This is a genomic window from Burkholderia sp. AU45274, assembly GCF_030482505.1.
Lineage (GTDB): Bacteria > Pseudomonadota > Gammaproteobacteria > Burkholderiales > Burkholderiaceae > Burkholderia.
Window position 1 is genome coordinate 332,523 of sequence record NZ_JAUJQE010000007.1, and the last position, 25,550, is coordinate 358,072.

The 25,550-nt window shown below is 66.7% G+C and carries 22 protein-coding genes; 6 read left to right on the forward strand and 16 right to left on the reverse strand.

The annotated features are described in order from the left end of the window. The first annotated feature begins 120 nt into the window (after nt 1–120). Both QZM35_RS25555 and QZM35_RS25560 read left to right on the forward strand, forming a co-directional pair. Complete coding sequence (locus QZM35_RS25555) at nt 121–756, forward strand: helix-turn-helix domain-containing protein (protein ID WP_089433512.1); 636 nt, start codon at nt 121–123, stop codon at nt 754–756. A 151-nt stretch (nt 757–907) separates the two neighbouring features. Next, entirely contained in the window at nt 908–1,417 is a 510-nt protein-coding gene (locus QZM35_RS25560; protein ID WP_301777033.1) for a GNAT family N-acetyltransferase, read from the forward strand. Nucleotides 1,418–1,667: 250 nt separating this feature from the next. Here QZM35_RS25560 and QZM35_RS25565 read toward each other — a convergent pair whose 3' ends face one another. Continuing rightward, a complete protein-coding gene (locus QZM35_RS25565) occupies nt 1,668–2,240 on the reverse strand; it encodes a fimbrial assembly protein (RefSeq protein ID WP_301777034.1) in 573 nt (190 codons plus the stop codon). Between the two features lie 531 nt (nt 2,241–2,771). Between QZM35_RS25565 and QZM35_RS25570 the strand changes: the two genes are divergently transcribed. Beyond that, nucleotides 2,772–4,130, forward strand: coding sequence for an aspartate aminotransferase family protein (locus QZM35_RS25570; protein ID WP_089433514.1), 1,359 nt, complete (start codon nt 2,772–2,774; stop codon nt 4,128–4,130). Nucleotides 4,131–4,280: 150 nt separating this feature from the next. Here QZM35_RS25570 and QZM35_RS25575 read toward each other — a convergent pair whose 3' ends face one another. Further along, complete coding sequence (locus QZM35_RS25575) at nt 4,281–5,456, reverse strand: M20 aminoacylase family protein (RefSeq protein ID WP_301777035.1); 1,176 nt, start codon at nt 5,454–5,456, stop codon at nt 4,281–4,283. 49 nt (nt 5,457–5,505) lie between these two features. Then, nucleotides 5,506–6,738: a diaminopropionate ammonia-lyase gene (locus QZM35_RS25580; RefSeq protein ID WP_089433563.1), complete on the reverse strand. Its 1,233-nt coding sequence runs from the start codon at nt 6,736–6,738 to the stop codon at nt 5,506–5,508. 158 nt (nt 6,739–6,896) lie between these two features. On the opposite strand from QZM35_RS25580, the gene QZM35_RS25585 reads away from it, so the two are divergent. Then, nucleotides 6,897–7,373 (forward strand): Lrp/AsnC family transcriptional regulator, encoded by a 477-nt coding sequence (locus QZM35_RS25585; protein WP_089428770.1) that lies wholly within the window; start codon nt 6,897–6,899, stop codon nt 7,371–7,373. A gap of 71 nt (nt 7,374–7,444) precedes the next feature. On the opposite strand, the gene QZM35_RS25590 is transcribed toward QZM35_RS25585, so the two are convergent. The 7 genes from QZM35_RS25590 to QZM35_RS25620 all read right to left on the reverse strand — a co-directional run bounded on the left by QZM35_RS25590 (nt 7,445) and on the right by QZM35_RS25620 (nt 16,827). Further along, complete coding sequence (locus QZM35_RS25590) at nt 7,445–9,169, reverse strand: tannase/feruloyl esterase family alpha/beta hydrolase (RefSeq protein WP_301777036.1); 1,725 nt, start codon at nt 9,167–9,169, stop codon at nt 7,445–7,447. 33 nt (nt 9,170–9,202) lie between these two features. Then, nucleotides 9,203–10,351 (reverse strand): porin, encoded by a 1,149-nt coding sequence (locus QZM35_RS25595; RefSeq protein ID WP_089428768.1) that lies wholly within the window; start codon nt 10,349–10,351, stop codon nt 9,203–9,205. A 61-nt stretch (nt 10,352–10,412) separates the two neighbouring features. Beyond that, nucleotides 10,413–11,618, reverse strand: coding sequence for a 3-(3-hydroxy-phenyl)propionate transporter MhpT (gene mhpT, locus QZM35_RS25600; protein WP_089433518.1), 1,206 nt, complete (start codon nt 11,616–11,618; stop codon nt 10,413–10,415). 211 nt (nt 11,619–11,829) lie between these two features. After that, nucleotides 11,830–13,728 (reverse strand): feruloyl-CoA synthase, encoded by a 1,899-nt coding sequence (locus tag QZM35_RS25605; protein WP_301777037.1) that lies wholly within the window; start codon nt 13,726–13,728, stop codon nt 11,830–11,832. An 11-nt stretch (nt 13,729–13,739) separates the two neighbouring features. Next, on the reverse strand, nt 13,740–15,188 hold the full coding sequence (locus tag QZM35_RS25610; RefSeq protein WP_301777038.1) for an aldehyde dehydrogenase: 1,449 nt from the start codon (nt 15,186–15,188) through the stop codon (nt 13,740–13,742). 71 nt (nt 15,189–15,259) lie between these two features. Beyond that, nucleotides 15,260–16,090 carry a p-hydroxycinnamoyl CoA hydratase/lyase gene (locus tag QZM35_RS25615; protein WP_301777039.1) on the reverse strand — a complete coding sequence of 277 codons (831 nt, stop codon included), beginning with the start codon at nt 16,088–16,090 and terminating at the stop codon, nt 15,260–15,262. 221 nt (nt 16,091–16,311) lie between these two features. Further along, nucleotides 16,312–16,827: a MarR family winged helix-turn-helix transcriptional regulator gene (locus QZM35_RS25620; protein ID WP_301777040.1), complete on the reverse strand. Its 516-nt coding sequence runs from the start codon at nt 16,825–16,827 to the stop codon at nt 16,312–16,314. Between the two features lie 337 nt (nt 16,828–17,164). On the opposite strand from QZM35_RS25620, the gene QZM35_RS25625 reads away from it, so the two are divergent. Then, the gene (locus QZM35_RS25625) at nt 17,165–18,391 is read left to right on the forward strand and encodes a DUF6402 family protein (RefSeq protein WP_301777041.1); all 1,227 of its coding nucleotides are present in this window, start codon (nt 17,165–17,167) and stop codon (nt 18,389–18,391) included. After that, complete coding sequence (locus QZM35_RS25630) at nt 18,358–18,762, forward strand: hypothetical protein (RefSeq protein ID WP_143329910.1); 405 nt, start codon at nt 18,358–18,360, stop codon at nt 18,760–18,762. Before QZM35_RS25625 ends, QZM35_RS25630 begins: the two co-directional genes overlap by 34 nt. A 115-nt stretch (nt 18,763–18,877) precedes the next feature. On the opposite strand, the gene QZM35_RS25635 is transcribed toward QZM35_RS25630, so the two are convergent. The 6 genes from QZM35_RS25635 to QZM35_RS25660 all read right to left on the reverse strand — a co-directional run bounded on the left by QZM35_RS25635 (nt 18,878) and on the right by QZM35_RS25660 (nt 25,451). Continuing rightward, complete coding sequence (locus tag QZM35_RS25635) at nt 18,878–19,780, reverse strand: SMP-30/gluconolactonase/LRE family protein (protein WP_301777042.1); 903 nt, start codon at nt 19,778–19,780, stop codon at nt 18,878–18,880. Nucleotides 19,781–19,832: 52 nt separating this feature from the next. Further along, nucleotides 19,833–20,852, reverse strand: a complete 1,020-nt coding sequence (gene araH / locus QZM35_RS25640) for an L-arabinose ABC transporter permease AraH (RefSeq protein WP_089475916.1) — start codon at nt 20,850–20,852, stop codon at nt 19,833–19,835. Nucleotides 20,853–20,884: 32 nt separating this feature from the next. Then, nucleotides 20,885–22,447 (reverse strand): L-arabinose ABC transporter ATP-binding protein AraG, encoded by a 1,563-nt coding sequence (gene araG, locus QZM35_RS25645; protein WP_301777043.1) that lies wholly within the window; start codon nt 22,445–22,447, stop codon nt 20,885–20,887. 20 nt (nt 22,448–22,467) lie between these two features. Further along, nucleotides 22,468–23,481 carry an arabinose ABC transporter substrate-binding protein gene (locus QZM35_RS25650; RefSeq protein ID WP_089428758.1) on the reverse strand — a complete coding sequence of 338 codons (1,014 nt, stop codon included), beginning with the start codon at nt 23,479–23,481 and terminating at the stop codon, nt 22,468–22,470. A gap of 74 nt (nt 23,482–23,555) precedes the next feature. Next, on the reverse strand, nt 23,556–24,485 hold the full coding sequence (locus QZM35_RS25655) for a Gfo/Idh/MocA family protein (protein WP_089428757.1): 930 nt from the start codon (nt 24,483–24,485) through the stop codon (nt 23,556–23,558). 36 nt (nt 24,486–24,521) lie between these two features. Then, entirely contained in the window at nt 24,522–25,451 is a 930-nt protein-coding gene (locus tag QZM35_RS25660) for a dihydrodipicolinate synthase family protein (RefSeq protein ID WP_301777044.1), read from the reverse strand. Between the last annotated feature and the right edge of the window lie 99 nt (nt 25,452–25,550).

Consider the following 25,550-nt stretch of genomic DNA (forward strand, 5'->3'; position numbering starts at 1 on the left):
TAGAGTGGCCGTCACGCCCACCGTCGGCGATTTCGACGAAAATTATCATATACGAGAAAATATATTCTCGTATACGACAAAACCCGTATTCACGTCACGTACGCCGCGCCCCGTATCCGCATGCCCAAAGCCACCGTCCCCGTTCCGCCGCCCACCGACGCCGCGCCGCAGCTCGACCACCAGACGGTCGGCGCGCGGCTGCGCGACGCGCGCAAGTCGCGCGGCCTGACGCTCGCGCAACTGTCCGAGCGCTCCGGCATCGCGGTGTCGACGATTTCGAAGGCCGAGCGCGGCGACATCGCGCTCACCTACGACAAGTTCGCGGCGCTCACGCATGCGCTCGCGCTCGACTTCGACACGATGTTCGGCCGCCCGGCGCCCGCCGGCGCGATGACGCCGTCGTTCACGCCGGCCGGCCAGCAGATGGTCTATGACACGCCGAACTACGCGTACGGGATGCTCGCGAACGACCTGACCGGCAAGCGGATGGTGCCCGTGCGCGGGCGCATCCATGCGCGCAAGCTGTCGGACTTCGCCGACTACATCCGGCACAGCGGCGAGGAGTTCGTGTTCGTGCTGAGCGGCGAGCTGGAGCTGCGCTTCGAGAACGGCCATGCGTACCGGCTCGGCGCCGGCGACAGCCTGTATTTCGACAGCGCGGTCGGGCACGTGTACCTGAGCCTCGGCGACACCGATGCCGAGGTGCTCGCGTGCTGCGTCGACGGCGATGCCAGGCGGCCGCGCGACGCGATCTGACGATCTGACGATCTGACGATCTGAATGCGATCACGCGGCGGTGCCGAACGTCGCCGCGCAACACCGGGATTCCTATTACGATAAGGACGATGCATCCCGCGGCCCCAGCGGCTCGCGCCGGCATGCACGACCTTCAACCGGAACGCCCCCGATGACGATCACCACCCGCCTGCTCGATGCGGCCGACGCCGCCCGTTTCCAGACCGTTCGCCTGCGTGCGGTCGACACCGCTCCCACCTCCTTCCTGCCGACGCTCGACGAAGAGTCGCAGGTGCCGGTCGACGAATTCGCGACGCGCATCACGCCGACCCGTGAACGCGCCGTGTTCGGCGCGTTCGACGGCGATACGCTCGTCGGCATCACCGGCGTGCGCCGCGATGCGCGCGTGAAGATCGCGCACAAGGCGACGATCTGGGGCGTGTTCGTCGATCCCGCGTATCGCGGGCAAGGCATCGCGCAAACGCTGCTCGAAAGCGCGACCGCCCACGCGGCGCGGGAATGGGACTGCAAGCAACTGATGCTGTGCGTGAACGAGGTCAACGCCACCGCGGAGCGGCTGTATGCGTCGCAAGGGTTCGTGCGGTTCGGGACGGAACCGCGCTCGATGTTCGTCGACGGGCGGTTCTATGACGAGCACCACATGGTCAAGACGCTGGCGTAGCGTGCCGCTGCTGCGAACGGGAAGCGCCAGGCACCGCCAAGCGAGCACCCACTCACCGGCACCGCGCGTCGACGCTCCCGTCATTCGCAGCGACGTCGGCACACCATGGACCGGCGCCGAACACACGTCGAACGCAACAGCCCGACTGTGAGCACACACTAACTTTCCATGCAATACGACAGCGGCCAGTCGTGCCGCTGTCGGTTTATGCGCAAAAACTTTTATTGCAGCAACCCGGCCGGCCCAATCCTTACTTGCCTACCGCCGCCACCCTGCCGCCCGGGACCGTATCGTCCCCCGCCGACGCGACCGGTTCGAACATCAGCAACAGATCGCCCCGGTAGCTTCCGTTGACTCCGGCTGCCCCGCGCGTAGTCGGCGCATTGGCACGGATCGTCAGGTTGCGGGTTTCGTCGTAGCCATTGATGCCGGGTTTGACCAGGGTGAGCGTGCGCGCGCCGTCGTGCGCGATGTCCGCGCCGCCGGCCTTGTCCGCCAGCACGACCTTCGCGTCGGTCATGTCGTAGCGGCCGTTCGACAGCCTCAGCGGCTGCAGCAGCGCGACGCGGACGTCGGGATTCGTCGTGTAGACGCGGATCGGCAGCGTTGCGCCGAACGCCTGCGGCGAGCCGTCCGTCGCATTCAGCTCGACCACGCCATGGGCGGCCGCATCGCCCGAGGTCGACACGAACAGGCTGTCGCCAATGTGCGCCGTCAACCGGATCGTCTTGACGACGGCGTGCGGCGACGTCGGGCCCGCCTGGGCGATGCCGGTGAATGCAATGCACGCGCCCGCCGCGATGATGTATTTGCCGATCTTCATTTTTCTATTCCGTATTCAGGCCGTTTCGTGAAATCCGAACGCCGCCCATTAGCGGTTCGCTTCGGACAAAACATTCCGCCCATTGCATTCAAATTCGATATTCCAGTATCTCGAAATTTGAATGCAATATCCCCGTGGAATGCCATTTCCGCCATTGCGCGAATGGGGCCGGCAATGCCCTTTCGCCGGCCTGCCCACCCTGCCGTCACCCTCCCGTAAGGCAGTATTCACCTAGCCATGTGGACATATTCACGCAACGACATGCGTCAACGATAGGTTGCGAAAAACCGGAATCAAATACATGGAAACCTTTATGCCGATTTCCGTTTTTTATTTACCTATGCTATCTACCAATCAAATTGAATCGAATGGAAAAAATGAGCCGGGTCTTCGTGCTGCTCGCACTTCAACATGCGCATCATTGAATCGCCGCGTCCGAGCACCTGCGTCCGCCTCGGTAATTCCGCCTCTATTCAGCCCCCCGCGCTCCGCGCTATCGTCTTCGTCATCCTCACTGCCCAGGAGCTGCCTTTGCCTTCCCGCCACGGAGTCGACCTCATCCGCGCCCGCGCGCTGTTCGATCGCGAGCGCCGTGCATTCACCGAAGCCATGCCGGTCTCCCGCGCCCTGTCCGCGGAAGCGTCCGAGCACTTGCTGTTCGGCGTGCCGTTGCACTGGATGCAGGACTGGTCGACGCCGTTCTCGCTGTATGTGAAAGAAGCGCGCGGCGCGACCTTCACCGACGTCGACGGCCACCGCTACGCCGACTTCTGCCTCGGCGACACCGGTGCGATGTTCGGCCATGCGCCCGAACCCGTCGCGCGGGCACTCGTCGAGCAGGCCACGCGCGGCTACACGACGATGCTGCCGAGCGAGGATGCCGCGTGGGTGTCGCGCGAACTCGCGCGCCGCTTCCGGCTGCCGGTCTGGCAATTCGCGCTGAGCGCGAGCGACGCGAACCGCTTCGTGCTGCGCTGGGCGCGCGCGGCCACCGGCCGCAACACGATCGTCGTGTTCAACGGCTGCTATCACGGCACGGTCGACGACGTCTTCGTCGATCTCGTCGACGGCCGCCCCGTGCAGCGCGACAGCCTGCTCGGGCAGTCGTACGACCTGCTCGCGAACACGCGCGTCGTCGAATTCAACGACCTCGCCGCGCTCGAAGCCGCGCTGAAAGGCGGCGATGTCGCCTGCGTGCTCGCCGAGCCCGCGATGACGAACATCGGGATGGTGCTGCCCGATCCGGGCTTCTGGGAGGCCGCGCGCGAACTGACGCGCCGCCACGGCACGCTGCTCGTGATCGACGAAACCCACACGATCAGCAGCGGCCCGGGCGGTTATGCGGTCGCGCACGATCTGGAGCCGGACATGCTGGTGGTCGGCAAGCCGATCGCGGGCGGCGTGCCGTGCGCGGTGTACGGGTTCAGCGCCGAATTCGCGGAACGCGCGAAGCAGGCGAAGCTGAACGCGCCGCCCGGCCACTCGGGGATCGGCACGACGCTCACCGCGAACATGCTCGCGATGCATGCGATGCGTGCGACGCTCGCCGAAGTCGCGACCGACGCGGCCTATGCGCACATGTTCGAACTCGCCGCGCGGCTGGCGACCGGGCTCGAGCAGGCGATCGCGAAACACGAACTGCCGTGGTGCGTGACGCGCATCGGCGCGCGCACCGAGTTCCAGTTCGCCCCCACGCCGCCGCGCAACGGCACGATCGCCGGCGCGCAGCTCGACAGCGAACTCGAGCACATCGTGCACCTGTACCTGCTGAATCGCGGCGTGCTGATCACGCCATTCCACAACATGATGCTCGTGTGTCCGCAGACGACGGCCGATGATGTCGACCGGCTCGTCGCGCAGTTCGACGCGTGTCTCGGCGAGCTGGTGTGATGGCGTGACATTCGCGGCAGGCAACACATCGCGCGAGCGCGGCCACGATGTGTTGCCTGCGGCTGCGGCGTCGCTCGTGTCGCGTGACAGTGAAACGGACCGCCGCACAGCGAGCCGTTTCCCGTCGCATTCGCCTCATGCAGCGATGCGCTACGCCGCCTTCAACGCCTGCCGCGCCACCGCCTCGAAATACCGCGCGCCGATCGACAGGATCTCGTCGTTGAAGTCATAGCCCGCGTTATGCAGCGGCACGCCGCCGCGCCCTGCCGCCTCCCCGTTGCCGATGAAGACGAAGTTGCCGGGCACCGCCTGCAAGAACGCGCCGAAGTCTTCCGAGATCATCATCGGCTGGACGTTCGCGTCCACGTTCTCCGCGCCCGCCACCTGCGCCGCGGCCCGCACGGCCGTGTCGACCCACTCCGGCGAATTCACCGTCGGCGCGAACTCGTGCGTGTACTCGAACGTGCAGGTCGCGCCGTGCGTGCGGCAGATCCCTTCGCTGATCTCGCGCATCCGCGTGGCCAGCAGCGCCTGCACGTCGCGCGAATAGCTGCGCGTGTCGCCCTTGATCGTCACCGTCGACGGCAGCACGTTGCGCAGCCCGTCGGTGATGAACTCCGTGCACGAGATCACGGCCTGCTGGCCAGGATCGAGATTGCGCGACACGATCGTCTGCAGCGCGAGCACGACCTGCGCGCCGATCACGATCGGATCGATGCCCATGTGCGGGCGCGCCGCATGCGTGCCGCGCCCGTCGATCCGGATCACGAAATTGTCCTCGCTCGCCATGATGCCGCCCGCACGCGTCGAGAACGTGCCCGCGCGCATGCCCGGCATGTTGTGCGCGCCGAAGATCGCGTCGACCGGAAAGCGCTCGAACAGCCCGTCGGCCATCATCGCCTTCGCGCCGCGGCCGTGCTCCTCGGCCGGCTGGAAAATGAAACGCACGGTGCCGTCGAAATCCTTGCGCTCGGCCAGCAGCTGCGCGGCGCCGAGCACCATCGACATGTGGCCGTCGTGCCCGCACGCATGCATCTTGCCGGGCGTGCGCGACGCGTGTTCGCGGCCCGGCGCGTGCTCGGCGATGTTCAGCGCGTCCATGTCCGCGCGGATGCCGATCGCGCGCTTGCCGGTGCCGGCTGTCAGGTTCGCGACGAGCCCCGTGCCGCCGATCCCGCGATGCACGTCGAGCCCGAGCGTCGTCAGGATGCGCGCGACGTAGTCCGACGTGTTCACCTCTTCGAACCCCGTCTCCGGATGCTGGTGCAAGTGGCGGCGCCAGGTCTTCAGTTGCCCCTGCAGCGTGCTTTCTTCGGTTGCGTCCATGGCGTTGGCCTCGTCAGTCGTGGTCGATCGGGATCGGTCGGGATGTCGTTCAGGCCGCCACGGCCGCGCGGTCCCGCCAGGCGCGCTGCCGCGCGAGCACGGCATCGGCCGTTTCGCCGACGCAGTTCCGGTACACGGACGGCGCCGTCGCGCCTTCCGTATTGATCGCCAGCACGCGCGAATGCGCATCGAGCCCCACCTGCCGTGCGAGCGCAGGGTCGCGCATCAGCACCTCGAGCCCCGCGACGCCGGCCGCGCCCGATTCGCCCGCCACGAGCGGCACGTCGCGTTCACTGCCGGCCGCGAGGCCGCGCATCGCCTGCACCGCGTCCTCGTCGTCGATCAGCATGAAGTAGTCGATGCACATCTCGAGGAAGTCCCACGCCAGCGGCGACGCCTCGCCGCACGCGAGCCCCGCCATCACGGAATCGACGCTGCCGGTCGCCCTGGACGCGCGCCCAGCGAGCGCACTCTGGTACAGGCAATCGGCCTGGCGCGGCTCGACGACGATGAAACGCGGCCGCTGCACGCCGTCGCGCTCCCACAGGTAACTCGCGACGCCCGCGGCGAGGCCGCCCACGCCACCCTGCAGCAGCACATGCGTGAACGGGCGCCCGTCGTCGTGCGCCGCCTGTGCGGCGGCCTCGGCGGCGATCACGCCATAGCCTTGCATCACGTCGCGCGGAATCGCTTCGTAGCCGTCGTACGACGTATCGGACACGACATACCAGCCGTTCGCCTGCGCAAGCTGCGCCGCGCAGACAACCGACTCGTCGTAGTTCCCCTCGATGCGCACGATCCGCGCGCCGTACGCGGAGATCGCGCGTTCGCGCTCGGCGTCGACGTTCGCGTGCAGCACGATCACGCACCCGCAGCCGATCGCACGCGCGGCGGCGGCGAGCGCGCGGCCGTGATTGCCGTCGGTCGCGCTGATCACCGTCAGGTCGGCCAGTTCCGCTGCGTAGCGGCCGGTGACGAGCCCTTGCGGATCGAGATCCTGCGTGCGTCGCAGGCGCTTCACGAGCCGCACCAATGCGATCGGCGCACCAAGCGCCTTGAAGCTGCCGAGTGGCGAGCGGCACGACTCGTCCTTCACGCTGACGCTCGCGACGCCGAGCCGCGCGGCGAGATCCGGCAGCGCGCGCAGCGGCGTGCGCGCGTTGCCGACGAGCGGCCAGTGCGACAGCCACGCGCCGCTTTCGTCGGCCGATGCGATGTTCATCACGCGGCGCAGCGCGTGGGGATAGGCGGCGCGCGAGGCGCGGGGGTTGGCGATCAGCATCGCGGGCAGCACTCCGTGAGTCGGTTCGGGTCGGGCGCGCACGGGTTGCACGCGCCGCCGGTTCGAAAAATAATATTGCGCATGCGGGTCAATAAAATCGCCAAATTAGCGACTGCCACGCAAAAATTTCTCATTCTTTCGAGGTTTCACGCGCCATCATGACCACCCCACTCGATGCGTTCGATCGCAAGCTGCTGATGGAAATCCAGCGCGACGCGCAGACGCCGCAAAGCGAGCTCGGCGCGCGCGTCAACCTGTCGACCGCGGCCGTGAACCGGCGCCTGAAACGGCTCGCGGACGAAGGCGTGATCGAGCGCTACACCGCTGTCGTCGCGCCGGACAAGGTCGATCATCCGCTGACGATCGTCGTCAACGTCGAGGTCGAAAGCGAGCAGATCGACCAGCTCGACGCGATGAAGCGCACCTTCGAGCGCTGCCCGCAGATCCAGCAGTGCTACTACGTGACGGGGGAATGGGATTTCGTGCTGATCCTGGCCGTACGCAACATGGATCAGTACAACGCGCTCACGCGCGAGCTGTTCTTCGCGAACAACAACGTGAAGCGGTTCAAGACGCTGGTGAGCATGAGCCGCGTGAAGGTCGGGCTCGAGGTGCCGGTCGAGCCGGGCGAGTAAGTGAGCGGTTGCACACATGAGGCGACCGGCGCGCGAATGCATGCGCCGGCCACCTCCCATCGACGGCTACGTCAGCGGCAACTGAAGCTCGCCACCGAATTCACGTCGCCCGACCCGTTGTAGCGCGCCACCTGCGGATACGGACACAGCGGCCGCGTACGTCCCGCGCCCCATGACGCGGGCACGTCAGCATTCGGCGCCACGTTCGTCGCATCGCGCGCGGTGGCCACCACCGCATTGGGCGCCTGCCCCTGCTCGACCCACGCGACGAGCGGCGTCAGCAGGTCGAACTGGTCGGCCGCCGGCCCGCCCGAGCAGTGGTTCATCCCCGGCACCGGATAGAAGCGCGCGAAATCCGACGCATCGCCGCCGTTCGCCTGCGCGACCCGTGCGTACCAGTCGCGCGTGTCGTCGAACGAGAACACCGGGTCACCGGTGCCGTGATAGACGAGCAGCTTCGCCCCGCGCGCCTTCAGCGCGGACAGGTTGGTTTCGTCGGGCGGCGTCATGAACGTCCACGCGGATTGCGTGTACACGCCGCTGGTCGCGAAGATCGCCGGCGCGTCGTTGTCCATGTCGAAGCCGAGCGCGAAACCGGGCAGGTTCGCGAGCGCCGCGGCGGTTTTTGGCGGCGACATGAACGTGAACGCCATCGCGGCCGGGTCGAGCGTGATCGAATTCGACTGCTTCCACGCGGCCCAGCCGCCGCCGGCGATGCCCGGATCGTACGGAAAGCCCGCGTAGAGCGCCGTGCCCGCGCTGTTGCGTGCACCCGTGAACACGTTCCCGAGCGCGGTCTTCTGCGCGGTCGTCAGGCATGCGCCCGTGCGCGTGCCGTTCGCGCAGGTCGGGATGTCCGCATCGACGCTGAAATGCGCCTGGCAAGCGGCGACGTCCTGCACCATCCCGTCGGCCGCGCCGTCGAGCGCATCGCATTTCTCGAGGATCTTCGCGCCGACGAACTGCCGCTCCGCGTCATTGAAGCCGCTGCGGATATCCGGCAACCCGTTCGAGCCGGTCGCCGATGCGATCTTCGCGAACTGCTGCGCGCCGTACATCTCGCCGATCGCCGCTTTCGGCAGATGAAAGCCCGGATCGCCCGCGATGATGCCGTCGTAGTCGGCCGGGTTGCGCACCGCCGTGACCATCGCGTGACGGCCGCCGTTCGAGCAGCCGCCGAAATAGCTGCGATCGGGCGCCTTGCCGTACGCGAGCCGGATCACCTGCTTCGCCATCGGCGTGAGCGCGTCGACCGCGCCGTAGCCGTAGTCGATGCGCGCCTGCGGATCGAGGCCGAACAACGGGTTCTGCGCGGCGCTGTGCCCGGAATCCGAGCTGATCACCGCGAAGCCCTGGTTCAGCGCGTCGGTCAGCGGCCCGCCGCCGCCGATCTCGCCGGTCGCGGTCACGACGTTGCCGTCGAGGCCGCCGTTCGCCTGGTAGAAGAAGCGGCCGTTCCACGCCTTCGGCAAGCGCATTTCGAAGCCGATCGCATAGGTCTTGCCGTCGACCGTGCTCACGCGCTCGTTCATCTTCCCTGCGATCACGCAGTGCTCGGCGATCGGTTTGCCCGCCACCGTGAGCGCGCCGGCGGCCGCGGTCGTCACCGACGTGAACGACGTGTTCGCATACGCGAGCTTCGCGGCGAGCGCGTCGCAGGTCTGCGCCATCGCGGCCGGTGTCGCGGCGCTCAGGTGCGTCGGTGCGGAATTCACCGAATCGTCGCCGCCGCAACCGGCGAGCATCGCGGCGGCGGACAGCGGCGCAATACAGAGGAATGCAGATTTCCTGTTCAAGATAACTCCCGTTCGGTTCGTCACGCCGGTGAATCAGAACATGTGCCGCACGCCGACCATCGCGCCGAGCTGCCCCATCCCCGCGCCGGGCGTCGTGCCGGGCCCGCCGCCGCTGACCGAGTAGCGCGCATGCGCGCTGTTCCACAGATACGACGATTGCGCATAAACGGCCGTGCGCTTGGTCAGCAGATAGGTCGCGCGCAGCGTGGCCATCGTCGCGCGTGTGTCGTGCGCGCTGTTGACGATCCGGTAGCCTTCGCCGTCGACGACGAAATCCGGCTTCACCGCATACGATGCGCCGACGAAGAACAAATCCGAATGCGCACCGGCCGCGGCCGGCGAACCGGTCGACACGCGCCGCCCGATCCAGCCCGCGCCGATCTTCGCGCCGGCCGCCTGTGCGTACGCGCTCACGTGCGTGCGCGCGTCCTTGCCGCCGCTGCTGGTGAAGGGAACGGGCGCCACGCCGTCGAAGAAGTTCGCGGCTGCGCCGGTGCCGCCGCGCTGCTCCTCGTACGACGCCGCCGCACCGAAGTACGCGCTGTCGTACTTGAGCATCACCGACCAGTTGCGACACTGCACCGCGTCGCCCGGCACCTGCCCCGCGCACGTGCCCTGCCCCGGCGAGTTGCCGGTGCCCGCGCCGTCGCGGCCGAACGAATACGCGGCGCCGAACGTCACGCCGCGATACGCGCCGACGTAGGTCACCGCGTTGTCGGCGCGGCCATTCGGCACGTACGCGTCGAACGAGCCGAGCCCGTAGATGTCAGGGCCGATGATGTCCGCGCCCTGCAGCGCGAGGTAGGTCATCGTGTACTGGCGCCCGAACGCGAGCGTGCCGAAGCCGCTCTTCAACCCGACGAATGCCTGCCGCCCGAACAACCGGCCGCCCTGGCCGAGATCGCCGCCGCGCACGTTGAAGCCGCTTTCGAGCGTGAACACCGCCTGATAGCCGCCGCCGAGATCCTCGGTGCCGCGCAGCCCCCAGCGCGACGGCAGCTCGCCCGTCACGCCCGGCATCCGCACGACGTGGTCGCCTGCCGCGTTCGCGTGCGACACGTATTCGACGCCCGTATCGATGATCCCGTACAGCGTCACGCTCGACTGCGCATGCGCGACCGGCGCGGCAAATGCGCAGCACGCTCCGGCGGCCAGCAGGCCGTTCCTTGTCTTCGTCTTCATCGTTGCGTCTCCAGACCTTGAGTAAGCGCGCTCTGACGGCGCGCATTGAAAAAACGAACCATCAGTCGCCGGCTTGCGGGCGGCGAATCAGCACGAATGCAGCGAAGGCCGCGACGAGCGTGACGGGAATGCTCGCGCCGATCACGACCGGCGCGCTGCGGCCGGCGGCCAGCAGCGTCGCGGCCGCGAGCGGCCCGACGACGGAACCGAGCCGGCCGACTGCCACCGCCGCGCCGACACCCGTGCCGCGCATCGCGGTCGGGTAGTAGATCGCCGCGAGCGCGTACAGCACCGACTGCCCGCCGACGACGAACATCCCGGCCGCGAACGCGGCGGCCGCGAGCGACGCGAAACCGGGCGCCGCCGCGAGCGCGGCGAGCGACAGCACGATCCCCACGTACATGCCGCCGACCACGCGCGACGCGCGCATCCGGTCGAGTGCCGCACCGATGCCGAGTGCGCCGAGCCCCGCGCCGACGTTGAACGCGATCTGCACGAGGCCGACGTGTGCGCGATCGAGCCCGCGCGAGGCCATCAGCGACGGCAGCCAGTTCAGCAGGAAGTAGAGGACGATCAGCGTGCAGAAGTAGCTGACCCACAGCGCGACCGTCGATGTGGTGCGGCCGTCGCCGAACAGCGTACGCGCGACGCTGGATCGCGCGGCCGGCGTGCCGGCGACGTCGAGATACGCACGCGATTCCGGCAGGAACCACACGAGCAGCGGCACGAGCAGCAGCGGCCCCACGCCGCCGACGTAGAAGATGTGTCGCCATTCGGTGTCGCCCGCGAGCAGCACGCCGATCACCGACGCGATCACGCCGCCGAACGGGATCCCGCAGTACATCGTGGCCACCGCGCTGCTGCGCGAGCGCGGCTCGACCGCTTCGGACGACAGCGCGATCAGGTTCGGCATCGCGCCGCCGAGGCCGATGCCGGTCAGCACGCGCACGACGACGAGCATCGCGAACGTCGATACCTGCGCGGTGGCGATCGACAGCAGCCCGAACAGCACGACCGATGCGATCAGCACGCGCTTGCGGCCGATCCGGTCGGCGAGCCGCCCGCCGAGCATCGCGCCCGGCAACAGCCCGAAGGTGCCCGCGCTGAACGCGATGCCCATCTGCGATACGGACAGCCCGAATTCGCGCGCCATGCGCGGCGCGGCGACGCCGACCGACTGCAGGTCGAGCCCTTCGAGAAGTGCGATCGCGAAACACAGCGCGAGCGTGGTCGCGACCGTGGATTTTTCCGCTACGTAGGTGTTCATCGTGTCTCCAGTCCCATGTCTTGTAATCGGTCGACCATGCAACGGCCACCGCGCGCCGTCGCCGGCCAGTGGCGAAGCGGCGCGCGAGGTGTCGTCTGAACGGCCGCCTTTATCAGGCAGCCTGATTCACTGGCCGCAAGCATGCCTGCCGGTGTCGTGGCCGGCCGGTCGTTGTGCGTGCTTGTTGATGCTTACTGCTCGCGCTTACTGCTTACGCGTAAATCACGTCGGGATCGCGCCGCGCCGGGTCGTACAGCGCGTCGATCGTCGCCGCGCGATGCTTCTGCACGGCGGCCTGGTTCAGCGAACCCTTGTCGGTCACTTCGCCGAGGTCGAGCGACGGCGGCGTGTCGATCAGCCGGATGCGCGCGACGAACGTCGAACCGCCGCTCGCCTGCCGGTTCAGCTCGACGAGCCATTGTTCGAACACCGCGCGCACGGCCGGCGCGCGCAGCACGTCGGTCACCGAAGCATCGGCGGCGAGCCCCGCCAACGCGCGGCACGCGTCGACGCGCGGAAACACCAGCAGCCCGATGTCGTCGCGATTGATGCCGGTGACGACCACGTCCTGCACGTACGGCGCGCCGCTCGACACCGCGTTCGCGCGCAATGGCCCGACGCTGACGAAGGTGCCGCTGCTCAGCTTGAAATCCTCGGTCAGCCGCCCGTCGAACATCAATCCGAGTTCCGGCCGCTCGGGATCGGCAAACACGCCCGCATCACCGCTGCGGTAATAGCCTTCGTCGTCGAACACGTCGCGCGGATCGACGTCCGCGTGCCAGTAGCCGCGCATCACGTTCGGCCCCTTGAAACGCAGTTCGAGCTTGCCGCCGCACGGCACGAGCTTCGCGTCGCAGCCGGGCGCGGGCAGCCCGATATAGCCGGCGCGCATCAGCGGCCCGGTCGTGAACAGGCACGACGGCGAGGCCTCCGTCATCCCGAGGCCGGCCATGATCCGGATCCGCTCGCCGCAATGCGCTTCGGTCACGCGGTCGAGCCGGTCCCACGCGGCCTGCGACAGGCCCGCGCCGCCGAAGAAATACAGCTTCACGCGCGAGAAGAACGTGTCGCGCAGCGCGGCATCGCGTTCGAGCGCGGCCGTCAGTTCTTCCCAGCCTTTCGGCACGTTGAAGTAGATCGTCGGCGCGATCTCGCGCAGGTTGCGCACGGTTTCGTCGAAGCGGCCCGGCATCGGGCGGCCGTCGTCGATATACAGCGTGCCGCCGCTGTACAGCGCGATGCCGAGGTTGTGACTGCCGCCGAACGTGTGATTCCACGGCAGCCAGTCGACCAGCACCGGCGGTTCGCATGTCAGTTCGGGCATCGTCTGGCGCAGCATCTGCTGGTTGCTGCACAGCATCCGGTGCGTGGTCGGCACGGCCTTCGGCTGCTTCGTCGATCCGGACGTGAACAGGATCTTCGCGAGGTGATCGGGGCCGATCGCCGCGTGGATCGCGTCGATCGTGCGCGGGGGGGTGGCGAGCAGGCGCGAGAGCGGCACCGCGCGGCCTTTTCCGTCGGCGTCGACACTGGCATCGTCGTCGTGTGCGACGATCAGCGCCGCATCAGCCGGCAACACGGCGTCGAGCGCACGCGCGAACGGCGCGCGCTCGGCGACGAACACCGCGCCCGGCCGCAGCACGCCGAGCGTATGACGCAGCTTGCCGTAGTCGGTCGACACCAGCGAATACGCGGGCGAGATCGGCGAATACGGCACGCCGGCCAGCATCGCCGCGAACATCAGCTGCAGATGCTCGAGGTCGTTGCCCGACAGCACCGCGAGCGGTCGCTCGGCCGACAGCCCGAGATCGACGAGGCCCTGTCCGAGCGCGCGGGCGCGTTCGAGCATCTGCGCGTAGGTGATCTCGATCCAGCGGCCGTCGTCGCCGCGCTTCGCGGCCAGCACGCGATCGGGGTGTGCTTGCGCGCCGTTCACGAGGCAGTCGGTCAGGCGCGTCGGGTAGTCGCCGAGCGGTTCGCGCGAACGCAGGTACCACGCGCCGTTTTCCGCGCGACGAATCTCGGCCGCGCCCACGGCGACGGCCGCCGCGCGATAACGCACGCCGCCGGTATCTTGTGCGGCATCACCCGGAGGCTTCGCTACATTCATCGTCGCCTCGCTCATATCGGGTAGTGACGCGGCGTGGTCTGCACGGTGATCCAGCGCAGCTCGGTGAATTCGGCGATCGATGCACGGCTGCCGAAGCGGCCGTAGCCGCTTGCCTTCGTGCCGCCGAACGGCATCTGCGCCTCGTCGTGCACGGTCGGCCCGTTGATGTGGCAGATCCCCGATTCGATCCGGCGCGCGACCGCCATCGCGCGCGCGACGTTGCGGCTGAACACGCTCGCCGACAGCCCGAACTCGCTGTCGTTCGCGAGCGCGACCGCTTCGTCGTCACTGTCCGCGCGCAGGATCGCGACGACCGGCGCGAACGATTCCTCGCGATACAGCCGCATGTCGCGCGTCACGCCGTCGACGATCGCCGGCTGCATCGTCGCACCTTCGACGCGACAGCCGAGCGGCAAATTCGCGCCATGCGCCCGCGCATCCTCGACGAGCGCCGCCGCACGCGCGGCGGCCGCCGCGTCGACCATCGTGCCGAGCGGATGGCCGGCCAGCGGATCGCCCGCGACCAGCGTGCGCGCCTTCGCGGCGAGGCGTTCGACGAGCGCGTCTGCAATCGGCCGCGCCGCGATCACGCGCTCGGTCGACATGCAGATCTGCCCCTGGTTGAAGAATGCGCCGAACGCGATCGCGTCGACGGCCGCGTCGAGATCGGCATCGTCCAGCACGAGCACGGGCGCCTTGCCGCCGAGTTCGAGCAGCACCGGTTTCAGGTGCGCCGCCGCATGGCGCGCGATGATGCGCCCGACATGCGTCGAGCCGGTGAAGTTGATGCGCTTGACGTGCGGATGCGCGATCAGCCGCTCGACGAGTTCGGGTGCGTCGGCCGCCGCGTGCGTGATCACGTTGACCACGCCCGCGCCGAGCCCCGCTTCGTCCAGCACCGCGCCGATCAGCGCATGCACGCCGGGGCACGCTTCGGATGCCTTCAGCACGACCGTGTTGCCGCACGCGAGCGGCATCGCGAGCGCGCGCGTGCCGAGGATCACCGGCGCGTTCCACGGCGCGATGCCGAGCACGACGCCGCACGGCACGCGCATCGCGAGCGCGAGATTGCCGGGCACGTCGGACGGAATCACGTCGCCGGCGATCTGCGTCGTCATCGACGCGGCCTCGCGCAGCATGTTCGCCGCGAGCGTCACGTTGAAGCCGATCCAGCCCGGCGTCGCGCCGGTTTCGGCTACGCCGGTCGCGATGAACGCGTCGATGCGCGCGTCCATCAGGTCGGCCGCCTTCAGCAGCAGCCGGCGGCGCTCGGTCGGCGCAAGCGCCGACCAGGCGGGAAACGCGCGGTGTGCGGCGTCGATCGCCGCGTCGGCGTCGGCCACGCCGGCCGCCGGCGCGCGTGACGCCAGCGCGCCCGTCGCGGGGTTGAATCGGTCGAAAGTGCGGCCGTCGCGAGCGTTGCACCACTCGCCGCCGATCAGCATCCGTCTGTCGGTCATGTCGTCTCCTGCCTTGCCTGTCTCTTGCGATTACGCCGGCGGGGACGCCGGCGGCTGCATCGGCGCGTGTGTCAGCGCTTGTAAGCCTGCAGGCCCGGCTTGATCGTCTTGTCGTCGAGGAACTGCTTCAGACCCTGCTCGCGGCCGCGCTCCGGGTCACGCAGCTGCGCCTGGTCGAGCTTCGCGTACAGGTAATCCTCGCACTGCTCCCACGTGAGTTCGCGTGAGCGCTTGAAGCCGTGTTTTGCCGCACGCAGCACGACCGGGTTCTTGTCCATCAGCCGCGCCGCAAGCGCGATCGTCGCGTCACGCAGTTCGGCCAGCGGCACGCTGTTGTTCACGAGGCCCATGTCGGCAGCTTCCACGCCGGTGAACGTGTCGCCGGTCATGATGTAGTGCAGCGCGCGGCGGTGCCCGACCGTGTCGGCCATCGCCTTGCTGACGAGGTTGCCGGGCGGGATGCCCCAGTTGATCTCCGACAGCCCGAACACGGCTTCGTCGGCCGCGATCGCGAGGTCGCACGCGACGAGCGGCGAGAAACCGCCGCCGAAGCACCAGCCGTTCACCATCGCGATCGTCGGCTTGTTGTACATCCGCAGGCGACGCCATTGCCATTCCGATGCGTCGCGGCGCACTTTTTCCTGCAGTGCGTCGGAGCCGCCGTCGATCTCGCGGAAGTACTCCTTCAGATCCATGCCGGCCGTCCACGCGGCGCCCGCGCCGGTCAGCACCAGCACCTTCGCCTCGTCGTCGAACTCGACTGCGTCGAGGACTTCCAGCATCTCCCGGTTCAGCGTCGGGCTCATTGCGTTGCGCTTCTCGGGGCGATTCAACGTCACCCACGCGATGCCAGCCTCCACGTTCACTTCAACGGTCTGCCAGCGGTTGTCGTACTTGCTCATGTCGGTTCCTGTCGTTCGTTTCCGGTGCGATTCGGTGCGCAGCATTCCTGCTGCGGACGGCTTCATTTAATATCAGGCTACCTGATATTGCAAGCGGCACGCGCGCCGGTGTAAACCCGGAGCGGAAAGCGGCAGGAGGCGACGGAATCGGGGAACGGTCAGGCGACCGGCAACGCGAACGCGGCCCGCACGGGCCGGCGCGATGAAGGTTCGGAAGGCGGTCAGCCGCGCAGGTTGCGCGAGAACAGTTCGAGCGCGCGCTGCACGTCCGCGGCGGTGTCGGCGGAGACGTCGCCGAGCATGCGCGTCTCGAGCGGGCGCAGGACTGCTTCGCATTCACGCAGCATCGCCGCGCCTTCGTCGGTCAGCGTCAGCAGGATGATGCGGCCGTGCGACGGGTCGGCTTCGCGCGTGACGAAGCCGCGGGCGGCCATCACGCTCATCACTTCGTTCGCCGATTGCGGCGTGATCCACGAGCGCTCGGCCAGTTGCGCGTTCGACGATGCGCCGCGCGCCTCGAGCACCGACAGCGCCGTGTATTGCGCGAGCGTGATGCCAAGCGGGGCGAGCGCGTCGGTCATGTGGCGACGCAGCAGCCGGTCGAGACCGCCGATCACGTAGGTCAGGCGCTGCTGCACGCGCGCCTTCGGCTTGTCGCCCGTCGCGCGGGCGGCGGGCTTCGTGGCGGTTTTCGCGGCGGTCTTCGGATTCGCGGGCTTGGTCGGTGCGGAACTCATGGTGCGGGCGGGATGGAATTGCGGGCCATCTTACCAGTACGTCGGGGCGCGAACGCATAGTCGCGACATCACGTTCAGCGCACCTCCATGTCCTCAGTTACCTCGTATCAGTACGAAATTACCGGCCGACATACTAATTAAATTACCAAAAGACATCGATTCTCATCTTGAAAATGGTTCAGCACTTCACGACGGGGTAAAAGAACAGCTTCATTCCAACCTTCACAGGGCGAAGCGACTTCGACACTGGAACCGACAAGAACCAATATGGGACGGAGGTTCTGTTAATCACCAACCACCCTGAAATAATCGATTAATCCATTGGCGAAATCTATTTATGGCTGACGTAAAAAAGATTCCTTACTATAAACCGCAAAAAGGTTTGCTAGGACCAGAGTTGAAGAAGTACGAGGGCGCACAAGGATGCATCCCGCTTGAGACTCAAAAAACTGTATCAATCGATAGACTAGCTCCAGGCGAAAAACCGCCGCCTCCCCCTCCGCTGCCACCAAAGCCGGTAGTGGAGCCGCCCAAAACTCGGAACCAAGCAGAAACACCGCAGCCAAAGCAACCGCCAAAGACCAAGGAACCACCAAAGCAAGACGAGGCCGAAGTTTGCGAAAATCCCCCGCCTTTTGATTTGCAAGATATAACTATTGCGATGGACAACTTGGGCTGGAAAGTATCAGCCAAACTCGCACGCGCTTGGTTTGCCAGCTCCGAACACACTTACAATGATAATGCAAAATCAATTCAACCAATAGACAGCAATAGTGTAACCCTTGACTGGACGTTGAAATTTGGAAGCGTTCGGAGAAAATATGAAAGACTTCTTTCTGACGACATTTATCGTGACGCCGCTATAGTCGAAGCAAGAACAAAAATTCTGACAAAAATTAACAAGATGTTCTCAGATTACAGAGGGGCAGATCTCAACATCAATACGACTCGATTTCTGTCTGATATCCGTCAATTTCATATCGATTGGCAATTTCAGCTTGCCTCGATCAGCAATTGGGACACGCTCGAAAATCTCACACCAACCGACCTGACGGGAGCTCTGGCGAATTTTAATATATACGCAGCCATAGGCAATCTTGAAATTTCCGGTGAAAAATACTTTAGATACGAAAAAACGAACAACTTTTATTGCCTGGATGCCATCGCAAAAATTACGCACATGTACGTTTACGTGAAAGACAATTACTCATTTAATGGGATTCAATATCTGGGGCATTGGAATAAGCGCGGCGTGATCATCGCGCCGGGGCCTATGATAAGTGGGTCGACGTCTAGCTCACCAAAGCGTGATACTGATGTGGATATCTGGGTAAAAAGCATCAACAAGCCCGTAGACACGAGAAAAAGCTTTTTCGGAAAGTTCAAAGAGCCTGACGTGTTCTATCCGGTCTACAACTCCGACTACAGTCGGTGGCGCACCAAGCATCATATGGGCGGGGACTTTATGATATATTCAAAACCCGTCTATCTGAAGCTGAAGAAACCTATTGAAATAAAACTTGGTGAAATATGCAGATTAACGCCATCAGAATCACTGGGCTAGCCATTCTTGTGTTTTTGCTGACTGGCGCCTCCATTCATATGACCAGGCCCAATTATGGTCGGTGTGATTTTTTTGAAAAAGAACTGAATGGAGGAAAGAAAGAGTTTGGAGGCGTGGAATATTACGCAAAATTGTGTGGCGCGAATATTCGGAATGGGCATGAAGTGAGATTTCAGCTTTTCGATGGGGCTGGAGAATTGCGCGCTCAACGCTATTTTTCATACTACGCAAATTCGGCAACCGAGCGAGAATTGGTAGATGGTGTTGGCGGTATCGTATATTACGATAGCTCAAGCAGTGATGTGATGCAGTTGGTTTCGATTCCGCCTACCAAATGGGACTGGATTCGTGCCCGACTACCTTTATTTTAATTGTGGTGATTGGGTCCAAAAGAAAAGCCCCCGAACCTTCACAAGCCGGGGGCTTTCGTCGTTCTGCGCCACTTCGGGTTGCCAGCCGATAGAACCTGCCGTCCACACGCGCCATTCATCCAGTACGTGTCCCCGCAAACCGCGCCGTCGCCATCCCCGCGTGCCGCGTCTGCGCGACGAACACGCCGCCCGCGTGCGCGTCGCCCGCCAGCGCATCGTCGCTCAGCCCGACACGCGCACTCGTCACGTACAACCGACCTTCACCATCGAGCGCCACACAGCTCGGCTGCGCGGTCGGCACGGCAACGCGATCCGTCTCGCCCCCGTCCGGCCCATAACGCACGACCCGCCGCCCACCCCACTGTGCATTCCACAGGCCGCCGTCGCGATCGACGATCGAGCCGTCCGGATCGCCGTTCGCATCGGTCAGCCGCGCAAACGACCGCACGTTCGCGACATCGCCGCCCGCACGGTAATCGCACACAAAAATCTCGCGCACCAGCGAATCGCAGAAATACATCTTCGTGCCATCCGGCGAGAACCCGATGCTGTTCGCAATCGCGGCCGCAGGCAACGCGAGCCGCTCCAGCGTGAGATCGGCATTGAGCCGGTAGAACCCGCCGACCGCTTTCGGCGGCTCGGCGCCTTCGTCCTTCATCCCGAACACAAACGCGCCGGAGCCGTCGCAGCGCCCGTCGTTCAGCCGCGTCGGCAGATCGGGCTCGACGTCGACGATCCGCGTGAACGCGCCGCTGCGCAGATTGAAGAACGCGAGATGCGTCGCGAGCCCGACGAGCAGGACGTCCGGGTCGTCGGTCAGCGCGAAGCACGCGAGTCGTTCGGGCATCGCCCACGGGGTAAGGTCCGAACCGTCCGCGCGGCAGCGCCACAGTTGCGCGCCTTCGATGTCCACCCAATACAGCGCGTGCGTCCTGTCGCACCACGTCGCACCTTCGCCGAGCGTGTTGCGGGTGTCCGCCAGCAGCGTCGCCTGCCCGGCCGGATGAATCTGTTGCATGCCGTCTCCCGATATCTGTCGCTTATGCAGGCGGCCGCGCGTTCGCCAGGGATCAGATCTTCATCGCGCGCCGCTGGTTGCGACGATACTGGTCGAACAGCACCGCGAGCAACAGAATTCCGCCGCGTATCAGATATTGGTAAAACGTCGGCACGTTCAGCAGGCTCATCGCGTCCTGGACGGAGCCCATGATCAGCACGCCGACCAGCACGCCGGAGATCGTCGCGACGCCGCCCGTCAGCGACACGCCGCCCAGCACGCACGCGGAAATCACGCCGAGCTCGAGCCCGACCGACGTCTTCGGGTCACCCAGGCTCATCCGCGACGCGAGCATTACGCCGGCAAAACCCGTCACGAGCCCCTGCAGCACGAACACGGTGATCTTGATGCGCATCACCGGCAGCCCCGCGAGCAGCGCGGCCTCGCCGTTGCCGCCCACCGCGAGCACGTTCTTGCCGAACACCGTCTTGCGCAGCAGGAAGCCGAACACGACGAAGCCGACGATGTTGCTCCAGATCGGATACGAGATGCCGAGGAACGAGCCGCCGCCGAGATCGAAGAAGCGTTCCTCGGAGATCATCACCGCGTCGCCGTTCGACGTGATGAACGCGAGCCCGCGCACGACTTCCATCATCGCAAGCGTGACGATCAGCGAGTTGATCCGCCAGCGCGCGATCAGCACGCCGTTGACGAGCCCGACCGCGCCGCCCGCGAGCACGCCGCCCGCGATGCCGAGCACGACGCTGTGCGTCGCGGTGATCAGCGTCGACGCGACGACGCCCGAGAACGCGACGATCGACGCGACCGACAGGTCGACCTCGCCGAGCGCGAGCACGAACATCATCGTCACCGCGATCGAGCCGATCAGCGTGACCGACAGCAGCAGGCCCTGGATGTTGCGCGGCGTGAGGAAGTCCGGCACGGTCAGCGACAGCGTCGCGAACAGCACGAGAAACACCATCACGATGCCGGAGCGGTTGATCAGCTGCCACACGCCGCCGCGCGCTCGCGCAGGTGCGACGGCGGCATCGGGGGACGGGGAAGTGCGTTGGGGTTGCATTGCCTGGCTCATGTCGTTTGCATCCGGTTGATCGTTGCGGGGCGCTAGCGCGGCAGCGCGAGCTTGATCAGCGCGTCGGGCGTCGCCTGCGCCTTCGCGACCTCGCCCGCGATCCGTCCTTGCTTCATCACGATGATCCGGTCCGACACGCCGATCACCTCGGCCAGGTCGCTCGACACGAGGATCACCGTGCGGCCCGCTTCCGCGAGTTCGTAGAACAGGTTGTAGATTTCCGCGCGCGCGCCGACGTCGATGCCGCGCGTCGGCTCGTCCATCAGGAACACGTCGATGCGCTCGGCCAGCCAGCGCGCGAGCACGACCTTCTGCTGGTTGCCGCCGGACAGCGCGCCGATCGGCGTGTCGCCGTCGCGGGTCTTGATCGCGAGCCGCTCGATGTAGCGCTGCGCGAGTTCGCGTTCGCGCCGCCCGTCGAGCAGCACCCGCGCCGGGCTGAAATGCCGGCGCGCGCTGATGTTCAGGTTGTCGGCCACCGACGCGATCGCGACGATGCCCTCCTGCTTGCGGTCTTCCGGGCACAGCGCGAGACCGGCGCGCACCGCGTCGCGCGGGCTCCCGAACGCGACCCGCTTCCCGTTCAGCTCGACGTGCCCCGCGCTCGGGCGCGCGGCGCCGTACAGCAGCTTCATCAGCTCCGAGCGGCCCGCGCCGACGAGCCCGAAGAAGCCGACGATCTCGCCGCGCCGCGCGGTGAACGACACGGGCTCGGACAACCCGGGCCCCGCCAGCCCTTTCGCCTCGATCAGCACGTCGCCGGCCGCGCGCGGCCGGTAGCCGTACACGTCCTCGATCGAGCGACCGACCATGCAGCCGATCAACCGGTCGCGATCGAGATCGGTGACGGAATCGAACGTGTCGATGCGGCGGCCGTCGCGGAACACCGTCACGCGGTCGCACAGTTCGTACACTTCCTCCATCCGGTGCGTGACGTAGATGATCGCGCGGCCTTCCGCCCGCAGCGCGCGGATGATCCGGAACAGCTGCGTGGTTTCGCGCGCGGACAGCGAACTCGTCGGCTCGTCGAACGCGATCACGCGCGCGTCGCGCATCAGCGCCTTGCCGATCTCGATCATCTGGCGCTGGCCGATCGACAGGTACTTCACCGGAATGCCCGGATCGATGTGCTCGCCGAGCCGCTCCAGCGCATCGAGCGCGCGCGCGGCGAGCGTGCGTTCGTCGACCACGCCGAGCCGGCTCGGCAGTTGCCCGAGCATCAGGTTTTCGGCGACCGTCAGCTCGGGCACCAGATGCAGCTCCTGGTAGATGATCGCGATGCCGGCCTCCAGCGCCGCGCGCGTCGACGCGAAGCGCTGCACCGTGCCATTCAGCGTCAGCGTGCCGGCCTGCGGCTGGTTCACGCCGGACAGCACCTTCAGCAGCGTCGACTTCCCCGCGCCGTTCTCGCCCATCAGCCCGTGCACTTCGCCCGCGCGCACCGACAGCGACACGGCGTCGAGCGCGCGCACGCCCGGGAACGTCACCGTGATGCCGTCGAGCGCGAGCAGCGGGCCGCCCGGCGGCGACGCGCCGGCATCGCCGCCGGTGTCGCGATCATTGCCGGATACGGCCGTCATCGTCTGCGTCGTCATCGCGTTCTCGCCTCGTGCGCTCAGATGCCGAGCTCGGCGCGCACGGCCTGCCAGTTCGCACGCGTCATCAGCTTGCCGCTCGTCTGCGTGTCGGCCGGCGGCGTCTTGCCGCCGCGAATCCATTCGACGAGATTCTGCGTGCTGTCCTTGCCGTGGTTCGTCGAGCTGACCGCGATCGTCCCGTAGAAGCCGGTCGGCTCCTTCTTCTGGAATTCGGCGAACGCCTCGCCCGCGCCGTTGATGCCCACGCCGATCACGTCGGCCGCCGGGATATGCAGCTGCTCGGTCGCGCGCACCGCGCCGAGCACGGTTTCCTCGTTCAGCGCGTAGACCACCCACTTCTTCACGTTCGGATGGCGCGCTAGCACCGGCGCGGCCGCGCTGAAGCCGCCTTCGTCGTCGGTCGTCTTCTGCGGCGCGTCGAAGATGTTCTCCTTGCGGAAACCGCTCGCGAGCAGCGCCTGCGTCGCGCCGTCGGTACGCAGCTTCGCGGTCGGCAGCTCGTAGTTCGTGATCCGCAGCGCGCCGACTTCCTCGGGCTTCCAGCCGCGCCGCTTCATCTCGTCGGCAATGGCCTGGCCGACCTGGTTGCCGATCTTGGTCGCCGACATCCCGAGATGCGGCACGTTCGGCAGCGGCTTGCCGGTCGAATCGACGAGCTGGTCGTCGACGGTCACGAACTTCATGTTGTAGCGCTTCGCACGCGCGGCGATCGCCGGGCCGAGGCGCACGTCCGGCGCGCAGATCACGAAGCCCTGTGCGCCCTGCGAGCCGAGGTTGTCGATCGCGGCCAGCACCTTCTCGCCGTCGGGCGTGCCGATCTTCACGACCGAGAAATTCTCCTTCTGGCCGAGCGCGGACGCCGCGTTCTGCTCGTTGATGAACCACGCCTGCTCGGGCATCTTCACCAGGAAGCCGATCTTCAGCGGCGCGTCGGCGCGCGCGGCACCCTGCATGCCGAGCGGCGCGATGCACAGTGCGGCCAGCAGCGCGCGCAGGGTATGGCGGCGAATCGTGTGAGTCGTGCGGTTCATGCGGTGTCTCCTTGATATCGGCTTGTGCCGTAATGATTCGTCGTGTGCGATCGCGCCGGGGCGCGCCCGCGTGATCAGCGGCCGAACGCGTCGGCCTGCACGCGCCGGCCGAACAGGAACGCATCGGCGACGAGCCGCAGCGGCCGCACGTCGACGTCGCTTTCGCCACGCGCGATCAGCGCATGGAAGTGCGCATACAGCGCCGGATACTCGCGTTCGGGCCCGAGCTCGACCGGCTCGCCCGCGATCGACAACTGCGCGCCGCCGCGGCTGATCGCGAGCACGCCGTCGGCCGTGTCGACCGCGATCTCCCATTGCTCGACCGGGCCGTGCCGCCAGTCGAATTCCGCGCGCACCGGCACGCCGTCGGTATCCGCGCAATCGAGCTCAGCGGCGATCGGCGTCTGCACGTCGCTCGGCACGATGAGCGTCGCCTCGCGCAGCACGAGCTCGCGCGGCAGGATGCGCGTGACGATCGACAGTGCGTTGATGCCCGGGTCGAACACGCCGAGGCCGCCCGGCTCCCAGATCCATTGCTGCCCCGGATGCCAGCGCCGCACATCCTCCTTCCAGCGCACCTGCACCGCGCGGATCGCGCGCGTCGCGAGCCAGGCGCGGGCCGGCTCCACCGCACTCGCGCAGCGCGAATGCCAGGTCGCGAACAGCGTGAGGCCGCGTTCGCGCGCGAGCGCCTCCAGCACGGCCACTTCGCCGAGCGTCGCGCCCGGCGGCTTCTCGAGCATCACGTGCTTGCCGGCTTCGAGCGCGGCGCGCGCCTGCGCATAGCGCACCTGCGGCGGCGCGCACAGCGACACGGCATCGAGCTCGCGCTCGGCGGCCAGCAGCGCGCGCAGGTCGCGATAGTTGCGCACGCCGGCGACTTCCGCGTGACGGCTTGCGCACGCGGTCAGCCTGAAACCCGGTTCGGCGTCGATCGCCGGCAGATGCTGGTCGCGCGCAATCTTGCCGATGCCGACGACCCCCAGCGAAACCTGATCACTCATCGTGCATGCCTCCTTCGCGAATCGTTCGGTGACCGTTCAGTGCGCCCAGCGCAGCACGAGCGGGTCGAGCCGGCGCGCGATCGCGAGCAGTTCCGCGCGCGTGTCCGGATGCAGTTCCGGCATCGGGTGCCGCGGCCGCTCGCACGCGATCACGCCGCCTGCGCGCATCAGCGCCTTCGCGGTGAGGATCCCGGACTGGCGGTTCTCGTGGTTGATCAGCGGCAGCCAGGCCTGGTAGCGCGCATAGGCGTCGTCATGCCTGCCGTCGCGCCACGCTTCGAGGATCGGCCGGATGCCGTCCGGAAACCCGCCGCCCGTCATCGCGCCGGTCGCACCCGCGTGCAGGTCGGCGAGCAGCGTGATCGCCTCCTCGCCGTCCCACGGCCCTTCGATTGCATCGCCGCCGAGCCGGATCAGCTCGCGCAGCTTGTTCGCGGCGCCCGGCGTCTCGATCTTGAAGTACGCGACCTGCTCGATCTCGCGTGCCATCCGCGCGAGGAACGAGGCCGACAGCGCGGTGCCGCTCGCGGGCGCGTCCTGGACCATGATCGGAATCGCGATCGCGTCGGACACGCGCGCATAGAACTCGAAGATCTGCGCTTCGGGCACGCGGAACGTCGCGCCGTGGTACGGCGGCATCGCCATCACCATCGCTGCGCCGAGCTGCTGCGCGCGCAGGCTGCGCGCCGCGCACACCTGCGTGCTGTAATGCGACGTCGTGACGATCACCGGCACGCGGCCCGCGACGTGCTCGAGGATCGTGCGCGTGAGCACGTCGCGCTCGTCGTCGGTAATCGCGAACTGCTCGGAGAAGTTCGCGAGGATGCACAGCCCGTCCGAGCCCGCGTCGATCATGAAATCGACCGCGCGCTTCTGGCTCGCGAGGTCGAGTTCACCCGTATCGGTAAACGTCGTCGGAACGACGGGGAAGATGCCACGATAGCGCGGCGTGCTGCTCGATGTCATGGTTCGCGTCCTGCTTCGGCCTCGGTGACGACCGGCCGTCATGCGTTTACGGTTTCACGTTGCGCAGGCCGGGAAAGCCCGCGACCGGCTGCCGCGCAG